The sequence below is a fragment of the Winogradskyella aurantia genome (assembly GCF_002266855.1).
Taxonomy (GTDB): domain Bacteria; phylum Bacteroidota; class Bacteroidia; order Flavobacteriales; family Flavobacteriaceae; genus Winogradskyella; species Winogradskyella aurantia.
Window position 1 is genome coordinate 125,416 of sequence record NZ_NGJN01000007.1, and the last position, 13,784, is coordinate 139,199.

A 13,784-nucleotide genomic window follows, 5' to 3' on the forward strand; every position below is an offset into this window, starting at 1 on the left:
ATTACCGAAATTAATTAGCTTGTCCTCCGATTTTGCACTTTATAATTCACCTCTTCTCGCAACAAGTTCTGCTTTTATTTCTCGAGCTCTTTCTTCACTTAAACTGTATTTCCACATCACCAACATAGCTATGCCTGCCGTTAGTACAGGTATAACAATATCTGCAATTCGCAAATTAGTCATGGTCTCTGCAGTTTGTGTTGGCGCATCTGAAATAAAACCTACTAGTTTTAAGACAAAGCCTTGCAGAACAAGAGCTAATGCCTGACCCATTTTTACCATCCACCAGTAAATGGCTCCGAAGGTGCCTTCCTTTCGCGGCATACCGTTTTCTAACTCATCAAGATCGCATACGTCGGCTGTCATACTCATCATAAGCGTAAATAGACCTCCAAGTCCGAATGCCATAAACGGTATAGGCATAAACATTAGCCATGGATTACCAGGATCAAAACCCCACCATTTTAAAATATAGCCTATAATTGAAATGGCCGTTGAAATAAGAAAGGCATTCCTTTTACCGTATTTATCTGCTATTTTTGATATAATTGGAATAACCGCAAAAGCTGTTACTACAGCTGTTATAGTGGAAAACCAGGCCGGCCAGTTGCCCGCAGCGGCAAAATCGCCGTTAAACATATAATAAACAATAATAAAGAAACTGAAAGATGCTACTAATTGAAAGCCATTAAAGACTAAAAATGTTGCACCGCACAACTTCATAAAAGGCCTGCTCTTAGAGACTTCAACAATTCCTTTAAATAGATCCTTTAAATTAGCACCTAATGACTTTAAGGTGATTTCCTTTCTGTTTTCCATATTGGCGGCATCCATTCCTCTACAAAAGATAGCGGGTAGCACCCCTAGGATAAGACATACAGCTCCTACCATTATTGAAAGTTGCCTCACCCCAATGGCTTGTGTAGCAAATAAGTCTTCATCTGCAATAAGTACCCAAAACCACGGCACAATCATCCATGCGATTTGTCCTATGGTCTGCGAAAACGCCATTAATCGAGTTCTTTCATTATAGTCTGAGGTCATTTCGTAACCTAAACCAACTAATGGTGTAGCAAACATGGTATTCCCTACTAGGAATATCATAGAGAAAATAAGAAAGTACCAAAAATTATAATTCTGGGAGTTATCTGCATCTAATTGCCATAACAGGGCGAATAGTACACCGCTTAATATAGCTCCTACAAAAATATAAGGTCTCCGACGTCCCCATTTCGACTTGGTGTTATCTGATATAAAACCCATTATAGGGTCGGTAATCGCATCGAAAATTCTTGGCAGTCCACCTAGCAAACCTGCTAAAACTGGGTCCATACCAAAGGCTGTAAGAAGGAAGAACATGAATATCCCTAGGGCTCCTGGCAATAAATTAAGAACTAGGTGTCCTGCTCCAAATGCTGCCTTCTGGCCTAAAGGGACCTTATCTTTTGCAGCGGTTTTAATCTTTGACATAATTTTAGTTTTTAATTAGTAGGTATGATTATCGTTTGAATAGCTTGGCCATTTATAGTAATACTTACTGACTCATTTTTTAGATTTAAGTTGAAATTTTTAGGTGCAACACCCTCATTAAAAAGCACTACTGCTATAGACCCATCTGGATTTTTAGCAGCCGCAACCATAAGGTCTTTATCCGCGTTTTCAACACCAATAACTTCTGCGCCTGGCCTTATGAATTTGCTGAAATGCGCCATGGTGAAGTATAAAGGAGTAAAATAAACTTCATCTGAATCAGGGTCTACGATAACAGGAGCTATACACCAATTTTTAAACCAATTTGGACCTCCTTGTTTATCTAAAACCATGTTCCAATCTACCCAACCGTCTACCCAATTATTTAAACATCCAATGATATCTCTTGCATAACGATTAACAGGTGCATATTTTGGGTGTAAGTGCTTATCTTTTTCAGGTGCCCAATCCCAACCCCAATCTGTGGCCTCTTTTTTCCAGTACCAGGCATCATCTTGCCAAACAGGAACTTCAGCATCAACACATGCCTCTGACTGAATCAATAGTTTGTTAGGCGCTTTGTTGTGAGCATACTGCAATTCTTCTGGGAAATAATCAAATGTACTGGCATACCAATGAATGGCCGTTCCATCAAAGTATTTTGATGTGGCTTCATTTTTGAATTGGGAATCTACCCATTCTTTTAAATGTTCTCTATTTTGGTCATAGCCTAAAATTTTTAAATCACCTTTCCCGTCCGCTTCCAACTTAGGGCCTAAATGGCTCATAACAAAGTTGGTCATTTCATCTGGCGAGAAATGCATACTTTCCCAATTATTACCATTTCCAAGAGGTTCATTTTCTACAGTGAAACCCCAAATATCTATACCTTCAGCTTTATAGGCATCCACATATTTTGAGAAAAATAATGCCCAAGTATCGTAATATTCTGGTAGTAATTTGCCTCCTACGTAGTTATTATTGTCTTTCATCCATGGTGGTGCCGTCCATGGGGAACCAAATATTTTAAAGCCTTCTTTTGAGGCTGCCATAGCATCCTTGATAAAAGGTATTAAATCATCTTTATCCTCTTGGATGGTAAAATGTTCTAATTCTTTATCGCCCTCAACCGGTGCATAAGAATATTGACCTAATGAAAAATCACAAGAATTCATATGTGTGCGTGTTAAGGAATACGCAGCACCAGATTCTCCAAAATAAGCTTCAATTATTTTCGCTCTGTTTTCCTCACCCATCTTATTTAATAAGTACGCTGACGCTTCTGTAAACGCACCACCAAATCCTGTTATAGTTTGATATTTCTTTGCTGGATTTAAGATGATTGTTGATGCTTTCTTTGAATCTTTAAATTCTGTTACGCGTGTTAACTTATTACCACTTGCAGAAGTTTCATAAACCTCTACATTTAAACGATCTTGTTTTTGAGTACAACCCATCATTATAAAGACTAAAAAAAAAGACAAAACATATTGAATAACCTTCATTTGCTTAATATTTAATCTTCTTGCTCTGTTAAAATTTCATTCTCTGTTGGTGGCACCAATACATCTTTCATAAGTGCTTCCTTTTCACCATTGTAAGTTTTTGTAATGGGGTTTCCATTTCTGGATAATCCGTCAAAAATACCTTTATCAACCATATCCCAAAGGGCATATTTAGCCTTTCCTTCAACAGTAAATAATCCAAAGTGCTTTTCTGAATTCCCTGAATTATCTCCTCCTTTCCAAGGTTCATCAAAACCTTCAAAATAGAAACAAGACAATCCTGCCGCATTGGTCCAATCGCGCATTTGTTTGTAGTAAAGTGCTTCTTTATACTCATCGCATGCCTTAGACCCTTCAGGTCCATATTGCCCTGTTGATAAACTTGCCCAGCCTGTTTCCCCAATGTGTATTGGTTTATTTACGCCCAGACTTTCCATGTACTTTTTAACACTTTCGTATTGACCTATAGCATATTCTTTTGCTCTTAGCATAGAGGCATCTATTTTCTCTATATCCGTCATGTCTTCTTTAGCAAAAGGTTTTTCCCAAAATTCTGGTTGGTAATGTGTGTCATGCATTGGATAGGTATGCATGGATATGAAGTCTACAGCTTCTATTAATTTATTTAAATCTTCTACATGGTATTCCTCGCCACCACCTCCCCAAGAGGCGAAATTATCGGAACTCGTAATCCATAAATCTTGAGGCAACTTTGCTTCTTTTTTTAAATCTTGCAGGTAATTCACCCACTTTAAGATGATACCTGGTTGCACGTAATAACTAGTGGCCCATTTAACCATAGCCTCATTTCCAACAGCAATTATTTTTATGACATCTGGATACTTATTAGTAAGTGCCACAGCTCTTTCAATTTCTAAGGCATTCTCTTCGCTCTCTTCGTTATGATTGGGCTCACCGTTTTCCCAGTTAAACGCATTTTTGCAGTCTATCCATACCCCTAACATCACATACATTTCAAAATTGGGATCGTCCTTCTTTAAATCACTAATCACCTTTACTAAATTGGAAGCCTGTGGTTTGGTCAATTTATAGGTGCGAATAATTTTGACGCCCATTGCAGCTAACAATTTCATGTCGTCTTTAAGTTCGTCTAATGTTGGCTCAATACTATGATCGGCATATCTATACCCTCCATAGGACATTGCTAAATATTCTGGATTCCCCAAAATATCTTTTGCAGTCAATTGCTTGCTCTCCATTATTTCATTTTTAGCTTTTGAATTTTGATTACATGACAACATGAAAATTGAAATAATAGCTGTAAAAAAAATAGTTGTCTTCAATGTCATAATCTTTAACTTTAATGTTTAATAGGCGGAACTAATACATGTGGCATTAGCTCCTCTTTATTACCGTTATACGTTTTTGTTATAGGATTTCCATCTCGCGTTAAACCTTCGAAAACACCTTGGTCCACAAAATCCCATATAGGATATTTAGCCTTTCCTTCAACAGTGAATAATCCAAAATGATTTTCTGAACCTAGAGGATTATGAACATCTTTCCATGGCTCATTAAAGGCTTCGAAATAAAAACAAGAAATCCCTGCTCCATTAGTCCAAGTGCGCATAAGTCTGTAAAATAAACCTTGCTTATATTCATCTGTGGCCTTTGAGCCCTTTGTGCCATATAAATCGTTAGACAAACTTGCCCAGCCTGTCTCTCCGATATGAATAGGCTTATTAGCACCTACACTTTCCATGTACTTTTTTACGCCCTTATACTGGTCTTGCGAAAACTTAAGTGCTCGTTCCATCGCCATCTCTATTTTGGCTGCGTTAGGAACCCCTTCATGTTCTTTTGGAACACTCCAAAATTCAGGATTATAGTAAGAATTGTGATAAGGATAGGTATGCATGGAAATATAATCTACGGCATGTATTAGCTTTTCCAAATCCTCCGTATGATAATGAGTATCCCCACCACCCCAAGACGAAAAATCGTCGGAGCTCGTAATCCATAAATCCTTAGACAGTTTTTTCGACTTTTTTAAGTCTTGTAAATAATTGACCCATTTTAATATTACGACTGGCCGCACATAATAGCTTTTTGCCCACTCTACCATGGCCTCGTTCCCAACGGCTATGACCTTCACTATATCCGGGTAAGTGTTGGCTAAATTTACAGCTCTTTTTATTTCTGCCTCGTTATCAGGACTCTCTGAGTCATGGTCTGGCAATTTATCGGTCCAAGCATTAAGACAATCAATCCAAGCACCTAGCATCACGTACATTTCGAAATCTGGGTCTTCATGTTTAAGCTCTGTAATGGCCTTCAAAACATTGGAAGCGTGCGGTAATTGTACGTTGTACGTTCTTAAAAATTTAATACCCATGGCGTACAACAGCCGTAAGTCATCTTTAATCTCTTGGATAGTAGGTTGAATGTCTCTCGACTTTTTGCGATAGCCTCCATACGATATGGCTAGGTAGTCTGGATTACCTAATATATCTTTTGCCGTTACCTTCTTATTTGTCTGCATTTGTTTTTAAGTTCGGGTTTTTAGTTACAATCACTTGTTTAACCCTAAATATTACTGTGATAATACTTGTTTTAATCTAATAAGCGGACTCACTTTTATTTTAAAAGGTCCTTAGTTATCCTAACATTTATTTTCTCAACTGAACCTAATCTTTCAAAAATCTCATAGCTTAAATCCTCAGTTAAATAAAGGCCATCAGTTGTTGTGGTATCCCCATTTGAATGGGTCATCTCAATTTCGTTTTTTGTGCTCATTTGATATACTATAGGAACCTGGCAATAGGTAAATCCTAGAGATTCCTTTTCCATTTGAATACGTTTTGTAGTATTTAATACATCAATATATTCAAAACTGGTCTTTTCAGTAAAAAACTCTTCTTTTCGTAATAAGCATGGATTAAAGAACAGTTTTCCCTGTTCTACAACTATTCCTAATTCCCCAAAACGACTTAAAATATCTTCTTTTACTTGACCTGTCATACCCGGTTGTTGCGCGCCCTTGCCAAACGGCGTGTGGGAATAAGGATCTGTTGGGAAGGCACCGTATAGTTTAGGCGATTTATGAACACCTATACCTTCATTTATTTCATAATAATGCTCTAACAATTTACCGACTACAACTTCGCTTGCGTCTTCTTTAATAGCTGTGAGACAACATTCTAATACCGCCAACTGCAGTTTAGACACCATATGCCAATATATAGAACCCAAACCTTCATACCCGTAAAACGTTCCAGAGCGACCTGTGAAGGCCTTATGGTTGAATACCTTTTCAAAAATCTTTAGTATGTTTTGGCTTTCCTCCTGTACAAGCTTCGAGTATTTGGAGTCCTGTAAGTCGTTAAGCGCTGCTTTTACATCTCCAGCATTTTTAAAATTACCATTAAAATGATAATCGTTGTTGATATCTTTTACTATAATCCGTGAATTACCATCTGCAACCAAGTTTTTTAACAGAACCGAACTCACGACGTCTTCAGCTGGAATATTATTTCTTTCCATGAAGCCTTTAAGCTCCTTATTAGGATAAAGGATATAACTGTATTGATCTTTTCTAAAGAGCTCACTTTGTTTTAATGCATCTAGAACTTCGAGATTTTCCTCAGGCCGCAAATATCCAGAACTTAATACCGCCACTTGGCCCTCAAGCATTTCATCCAAGTAAGAGATAGATACTGTATTATCATCTTCAACCGTCATTAGATTATAGGCATGATACATACCATCGCCTCTTTTGTTTGCATTAATAGAATGTTCTAAATGCTGTAAAGCTGATGCTACAAATTCCTTGATATCATTTAAATCTACTGGGGATTTCTCTCCAGAAAAGGCAGAATGATATATAGCCGTTCTGTAATTACTACCGGCAGAGCCTAAAGCATCCATTATTTCCTTTCTCTGTTGATCACTTATAGGACCTGTAAGTAAATTTAAATTGGTCTCTAATGCCGTCTTTACAGCGTTGAAAAATACAATCAATTCATTAGATAGATAGACTTTTTGTGTATTTGATTCTTGAAAAACCCCTTCAAAAAACTTTAAAAAACGTCTCAGGTAGTAAAGGGTTACCATAGAGACCCCATTTCCAACCAGGGCGTTATTGGCGTCATTCCATTCTGGACGCTGTGTATTCATCCAAATACCACCTTCTGGGATAAAGTTAGAAAGTTTCGCAAGGGTAGTAACTAAAATTTTCTCTATAAAATTAGATCTAACAATACTTCCATCGGCATATTGTAACAATGCACCATCAGCTCCCAGTTTCTTCCTTTTAGACCTAATAGTTGAATCAGATTTTTCGTCAAATTCTATGGTATCCTTAGGGTTTTTAAGCAAGTCCTCATACGCTTTTATTCTATAAGGAACATTAGCATAAACGAAAATATCCTTACTAAATAAACCTTCCAACTTACCAGGTTGGTGATTTTCAATAAACTCTAAAAATTTTAGTAGATAAATAATTTGATGGTCACCCCAATACCCAATGTAAGACCACGGATCGTCTGGCTCAATGATTTCCCAATCAAACCCGTCTTTGGTTACTCTGTAAGGATTATAACCATCAAACGTAGTGGCATTCAGGAATTTAAGAATCATATTCTCAATATACTCAGGATAAGAATGCACTAATGCCTCCCAATTCTGAAAGATATCCCTCCAGTTTCCTTCGTAATCCAAAATTTTAGTACCATCTACCTCACTTCTCGTATTTATAGAGAATTTGTTCCACGGTCGACTAGGATCCCCATGTCGGCGGCTAAACTTTAGAGGCATGTATTCAAGAATCAAACGGCAGAAATCTTGGTCTTTACTGGCATTAGCTATGTTCTTGAGTTCTTGAAGCTCAATTTTTTCCGGTAAGTCATTTAATATACTGGCATTTAACTCTGCAACGGATTTGTTGGCCGTTAATAGATATTTTTTTAAATCCCACTTTTCTATGGTATAGCCGTCATCGAAAATACCACCACGCATTATATTGAAAAGCGTATTTGAGAAGTGTCTTGTATCTCTCAAGTTATCAGAGGTCTTCTGTAAACCATCTGACGCCGCCACCAATTTAATGAGCTTCTCGGTACCTAGCTTAACATTATCGTTTATCTTGTCTGGTAATGCCCTATCTTCATTAATAGCCTTAGAAATTTCAGCTATGTCCGAATGGTTTTGGTTTACATTAGACACAATTATCCATTCCTTTTGGGATTGACTTTTTAATGTTATTTGAGAATTTACAAAATAAGCACCTTTTTCAGCCTTAATGTCGGTTTCTTGTTGAATTTCTTTAAACTGTCTGAATCTATCAAGTTGGAGTGAGGATAACAGGTATTTAGGACTGTCCATACCCAACGACCAAGCTATATTAGCCTTTAAAGCTTCGCTGGGCTCGGCCTTGTCCACAATTATGGCACTTAAAGCGAAAATACCAAGTCCTGACTCTTTAACTAATTCCGTTCTTTTATACGCATCTACCAAGTTGCTACTAGCATTTTGTAGCGCACTGCTTACGCCATAGGGCAGTACGTTTTGAATACCGTCTAACAGATTTATCGTTACCTGCTCATTTCCGTTATTAATAAGCTGGGACTTTTTCACAAAGCCATATAAATTACTAGAACACCATTGGTATCTAAATATAAGACCTAGGTCAAGATTCTCTTCTTCAAAAATTATAGAGTTCCCATAAATACTCTTATATAAATTTCTCTGTACCCTAAAGTCGTCCTGAAACCTAATAGAGAAAGGTTCCCAAATCATACGTTTGCCATTCTTTTCAACCTGAAAAATTGATTTAGCACCTGTAATTTCAGCGGATTCTGTAATCTTATCATCCGAATAATAAGGAAATAAAGCAAACTCCGAATTCTTTCTACCAGCAGTTAAACCACCATTGCTAGAAATAAACATCCAATGGTTGGAATCACTAACAATGCTCATGAAAAATGGGCGCATCTTATCGCTATTAGAAATCCTAAAATAGGATTCACCATCGATTGAAACCTGCCCTAATGCTATGGATTTATCTTGACTTTTATTATTGTTTTCCAATGTCTTTATATCATTAATAATTAATTCAAATAGTTTGGACTACTATCCAAACTATTTTGAAGGTTTAAAAAGGTCAAGAATACAAATTCTTGACCTTTTATTTCAGCTTAAATTATTATTATTCTATTCTTATATCGTCAAAATAGTAGGTCTCCGTTGTAGGTGTAACTTCAATATCTCCAATATTTGACGGGTTATCTGGTTTTATAACGAATTGATTAACACCTGTATTACTCGGCGGAATTCCTGTGAAGACTATGGTTACTTCTGTCCAAGTATTAGCATCTGTAATTGTGGCATATTGTGGACCAGGATTTCCAGAAGTTGGATCTTGTGGGTCACTATTTATTTCAAATCGCATCACCGTATTAGGCTTGGATGAATATACCTTTACCTTAAAAGTACCGTTGGCGTTAAAATTATTAGGGAATGCATTTTGGAATCCAGCAAATCTGACAGCTCCAGCCGATTTAACAACTTTTAATGAAAAATCTGAAGTGTTGATTCCACCTATTGATGGATTAGCCGCTAGCTCCGTAGTTATACCACTATCCGGGAAAGTACTTATGAACGACTCGCAACCTTCAAAATCTACTGGGAATGACGTTGCTGCAACTGCATCTCCTGTGCATCCGCCGCCGCCGCCGCCACCGTCAGTGAACAAACTTAAGTCATCTATGTAATAGGTTTCTTCAGTTGAGCTTCCTAGTTCAAAAAAGATAACTAATTTATCATAAAGACCAGAATCTCCTGGAGCAAAATTAAAGGTAAGTTCCTCCCATTGCATTGCACTACCCGCTGATGTGGTAGCAAAAACCTCTTTAAATGTACCTGCATTGTTTTGATCTTCTAATTTGAGCAATACTTCCGTACTTCCTACTGGTGACCATACTTTCATCTTAAAGCCAGCATTAGTATTAAAATCCAGAGTTGCGTCTAAAAGAATCTGATTGTTGGCAAACGCAGCCGCACTAGTTCTATCAATTTGCCCGACTTTACATGAGGTATTTACCGCATTATCAAAGTCTGGGTTATCTATCCAAGCAAAACCAGCCCCATCTGAAACAATACTAGATGTAGGATCATTCTGAAATGTTAGATTAAAGTCTGCTGCATTTAAGGATTGTCCGGTTTCCGGTGTACATGGATCACCGACATTTACAAATACTTGTTCGATATCGTCTACATAGAATACGCCTGCAGTATTACCTGGACCATCTACAAATAAAACCATGTCATTAAAACTTGCCGCAGAGTTAAGGGTGAAGGTTAATTCTTCCCACCCTGTTCCGCCATGCATCTGTGTATCTTCTACATCTACATCCGTTCCATCTTCAAACTTTAACAAGACAGGTAACGCAGCATTAGAAAATAATTTAAGTCTTACACCTTTATCAGCAGCAAAATCAATCGGCGTATCTAAGTTAAAAAATGCATTTTCAAATTGGTTCCCAACATTAGTGATCTGACCCACGTTAGTCGCTTGGTCGTTAATACCTGATTGTTCTGGATTTTCCACTATAGTAAAGGATACATCGCCTCCAATTTTTGCCGTATAATCTATGCTCTCGCAGTCAAAATCAATGGGGAGGCCTAAATCCGTAAGTGTACAAGGCACATCATTAGAATTAAGTTGTTCTATATCATCTAAATAGAATGTGCCAGCTGTAGTTCCTGGTCCGTCTACAAACATGGTAAACCTTGAAAAGCTCTCTGCCGAATCGAACGTAAAATAAATATCTTCCCATCCTGTACCGCCATGACTAGCTGCAATTTCTGCATCAGCTCCAGTACCTTCTTCTAGTTTTACAAGTACATCTATAGGTTGCGTTGACCAGAATTTCATAGTAATGGATTTGTCTGTGGTTAAATCTAAATCTTCACCTAAGTCAAAGAAAAAGCCCTCAAATGCCGCACCACTATTTGTAACGGCTCCCACATTCGATACCACATCGTTAGCACCTGAAGGGTCAGGATTTTCAACAACCTCAAAAGAAGCACCGTTAAAAGTAGTCGCATCATATGCCACTAAGGGATTATCAAATGAGATTGGAATTTGAATTTCTTCTGGTATCTGAATGGTAATGACATCCTCAAAGGTATCTGATGCTCCTGCCGAATTAGACGCCGTTAATACCACAGTGTATACCCCAGTAGGATAAACCTTAACCGGATTGATTTCAGTAGAGGTAGTTCCATCACCAAAATCCCAAGCAAATGTATCCGCATTACTTGAGGCATTTAAAAATGTTACCACACCCGAATCTTGATTAATCGTTTGGGTAAATAGCGCTTCCAGTTGTGGCAGTACCACATCATCATCTTCACATCCCCAAAACGCAAATGCCACAAACAAAATGCCTATAGCTTTAATTCCTTTAATTATATTTTTCATCTGATTTGTTTTATTCTCAATTATAAACCCAAGCCATCGTGGAAGGGAATTTATTGATCTAGTTTAGTATGTATTATTTATTCAGTGTAAACCCTTACGTAATCCACCAACATAGTTTGTGGAAAAACGGTGTCTGCATTTGGTGGTCCGGGCAAATTACCCCCAACGGCAATATTTAAGATAATATAAAATGGTCGATCATTAAATACCCACTGGCCCTCACCGTCTGTTTCATCAGCAACATCCTCAGGTGTTAACTGATTGTACAATACATCGTCAATATAAAAGTTAATATAATTTGGGCCCCATTCTATACCATAGATATGAAAGCCTGTGTCCACCCTATCATTTTGTAAATCATATAACTTGGATATTGACTCAGCACCTGAATATCCAGGCCCATGGATAGTGCCAAAAATCTCTGTTGGTTTATCTCCAGTATTTTCCATGATATCTATCTCGCCGACTTGTGGCCAGATTTCCCCATCACTGTCATCGCCTAACAACCAAAATGCGGGCCACATACCCTGTCCATAAGGCAAACGCATGCGCGCTTCAAAACGCCCATAACGTTGGTCAAATTTTCCTTTGGTCTGCAGCCTAGCGGATGTATATTGTGAACCGTTAAAGGCTTCTTGACGAGCAGTAATTAGCAAAAATCCGTTTTCAGTTGTAACGTTTTCGGTCCTGTCCGTATAGAACTGTAACTCGTTATTACCCCAGCCTGGAATACCTTGCTCAGCACCATTACCAATGTCAAAATTCCAGATGGATGTATCTATTTGACCATCGACATCGAAGTTATCCTCAAGCACCAAATTATCAAAATTGGTAACCGTTTGTGTTTCATCTGTATTGCAGCCCATTATAAAAAGACTCACAACCAGTAAAAGTTTTACATAGTTATTTTTTAAAATCATTTTCATTTTTCATTTTTTTTTATTCTTGATAAAAGTATATGTTATCGACAAAAATATTAGAAATTGTTGTATCGGAAATAAAGAACAGCAATCCTAACTGCGACCGATCTGCTAAACCGGCAAAGTCTGATAATGGAATATCAAAGCCGACCCATTCTTGTGATTCTAATTCAGTACCGTTTATGGTGAACACTCCGGAAGATTCATTGTTCCCCACAGAATTAAGAAGTTGTAAACGGAGAAAATCTCCAGGATTAATGGCTTCCTGCACATTGATATCCACATGTAAATGGGTCATTGCAGTAGCATTGACTGACGGTACATTATTAAAAAATCCTATACCAACAAAATTCAAATCCGTATAACTAATAACTGATTCGTTTGGTCCTACGGGTGTTGCACCACCTTGTGTTGTTTGACCATCTGGTGTGAAAAATCCATTATAATAGTCTACTGGGATATTTGAATAGGCATCACTAAAAACTGAAATGACACTAGATTCCGGTCTTGTTGGTGTTGGCGCTGACTCAAATGCTCCTGCAGATGTAATTTCCAACGAGCCTTCCGCTAAGACACCATTAAGTTGTGCTGTAATGGTTGTTGTACCTTCGCCAATAATTTCAATTAATCCGGATTCATTGACAAACGCAACACTGGTATCTGATGAAGAAAAGTCAAAATAACGGGGCGAAGGCGCAACTGTAACATCTCCTCCCGTAGCTGTGTTAAATTTAGCGCCTAAACCTGTTACTTGTCTTACAGATCCTGTAAAGCCTTGTTCAACTAAATCTTCCCCACCAAATATCGACGGCCTTAATTGTGCAATAGTCCCTAAGTTCTCGAATCTTATTTCATCCATCCAAAAGACAAAACCTGCACCATTGGTGCTCCCAGGATCGGCTGAAAAAATAAACATTCCACGCTCTTGGGTAAGTTTAGAAGCATCTGGTATCGGTACAATATATTTTCTCCAATTCGTTGAAAGTTGAATATTACTTCGCACCGTAGTATATTTATCTTCCACAAAATCGCTTCCAAAACCAACGCCTGTAATTGTTGCAGTAGTAGATCCTTTAGCCCAAAAGGTCAAAGCATCGTAACCTGTTAAATTTCTCCCTTCGCCCCTATCTAGAAAAATACCGCCTACAAACCCACCATTGGGATCATTTGTAGCCGGGACATCTATTCGTATTGAAGATGAACCTTCATAAGCCTCACTGTTATCCGTATCGAAAGCCTCCGTATTTGCACCTATTGCAGGGTCAAATGAAATAAAAAATTCATCCGTTAGGCCTATTGGATTGTCCGTAAAAATATCAGGTTGCGTTGGGAATGTTGCAAAGGTTGCTTCATCAGACAAATCTCTTTCACAGCCTGCTACAGCAATAAACAAAACAATAGCAACTGCGGCTTGGTTTAAAAGTCTATAATTTCTATTTCTCATAA

The 13,784-nt window shown here is 37.8% G+C and carries 8 protein-coding genes; all 8 read right to left on the minus strand.

What is annotated here, in order from left to right; genetic code table 11:
* Positions 1–39: 39 nt before the first annotated feature.
* The 8 genes from CA834_RS12905 to CA834_RS12940 all read right to left on the minus strand — a co-directional run bounded on the left by CA834_RS12905 (position 40) and on the right by CA834_RS12940 (position 13,782).
* Positions 40–1,470 (minus strand): MFS transporter, encoded by a 1,431-nt coding sequence (locus CA834_RS12905; RefSeq protein ID WP_094969131.1) that lies wholly within the window; start codon positions 1,468–1,470, stop codon positions 40–42.
* 11 nt (positions 1,471–1,481) lie between these two features.
* Positions 1,482–2,930, minus strand: a complete 1,449-nt coding sequence (locus CA834_RS12910) for a glycoside hydrolase family 30 protein (RefSeq protein WP_394346598.1) — start codon at positions 2,928–2,930, stop codon at positions 1,482–1,484.
* 56 nt (positions 2,931–2,986) lie between these two features.
* Positions 2,987–4,285, minus strand: coding sequence for a glycosyl hydrolase family 17 protein (locus CA834_RS12915; protein WP_094969133.1), 1,299 nt, complete (start codon positions 4,283–4,285; stop codon positions 2,987–2,989).
* Between the two features lie 11 nt (positions 4,286–4,296).
* Entirely contained in the window at positions 4,297–5,478 is a 1,182-nt protein-coding gene (locus CA834_RS12920) for a glycoside hydrolase family 17 protein (RefSeq protein ID WP_094969134.1), read from the minus strand.
* 95 nt (positions 5,479–5,573) lie between these two features.
* Positions 5,574–9,023 (minus strand): hypothetical protein, encoded by a 3,450-nt coding sequence (locus CA834_RS12925; protein ID WP_206186880.1) that lies wholly within the window; start codon positions 9,021–9,023, stop codon positions 5,574–5,576.
* Between the two features lie 118 nt (positions 9,024–9,141).
* Positions 9,142–11,418 carry a PKD domain-containing protein gene (locus tag CA834_RS14795; RefSeq protein WP_094969136.1) on the minus strand — a complete coding sequence of 759 codons (2,277 nt, stop codon included), beginning with the start codon at positions 11,416–11,418 and terminating at the stop codon, positions 9,142–9,144.
* Between the two features lie 77 nt (positions 11,419–11,495).
* Entirely contained in the window at positions 11,496–12,338 is an 843-nt protein-coding gene (locus CA834_RS12935) for a glycoside hydrolase family 16 protein (protein WP_240507608.1), read from the minus strand.
* Between the two features lie 19 nt (positions 12,339–12,357).
* Positions 12,358–13,782, minus strand: a complete 1,425-nt coding sequence (locus tag CA834_RS12940) for a carbohydrate-binding protein (protein ID WP_094969187.1) — start codon at positions 13,780–13,782, stop codon at positions 12,358–12,360.
* Between the last annotated feature and the right edge of the window lie 2 nt (positions 13,783–13,784).

Bases quoted from the DNA above. Each gene is read 5' to 3' on its own strand.
- CA834_RS12905 (WP_094969131.1), bottom strand. From the start codon at position 1,470: ATGTCAAAGATTAAAACCGCTGCAAAAGATAAGGTCCCTTTAGGCCAG.
- CA834_RS12910 (WP_394346598.1), bottom strand. From the start codon at position 2,930: ATGATGGGTTGTACTCAAAAACAAGATCGTTTAAATGTAGAGGTTTAT.
- CA834_RS12915 (WP_094969133.1), bottom strand. From the start codon at position 4,285: ATGACATTGAAGACAACTATTTTTTTTACAGCTATTATTTCAATTTTC.
- CA834_RS12920 (WP_094969134.1), bottom strand. From the start codon at position 5,478: ATGCAGACAAATAAGAAGGTAACGGCAAAAGATATATTAGGTAATCCA.
- CA834_RS14795 (WP_094969136.1), bottom strand. From the start codon at position 11,418: ATGAAAAATATAATTAAAGGAATTAAAGCTATAGGCATTTTGTTTGTG.
- CA834_RS12935 (WP_240507608.1), bottom strand. From the start codon at position 12,338: ATGATTTTAAAAAATAACTATGTAAAACTTTTACTGGTTGTGAGTCTT.
- CA834_RS12940 (WP_094969187.1), bottom strand. From the start codon at position 13,782: ATGAGAAATAGAAATTATAGACTTTTAAACCAAGCCGCAGTTGCTATT.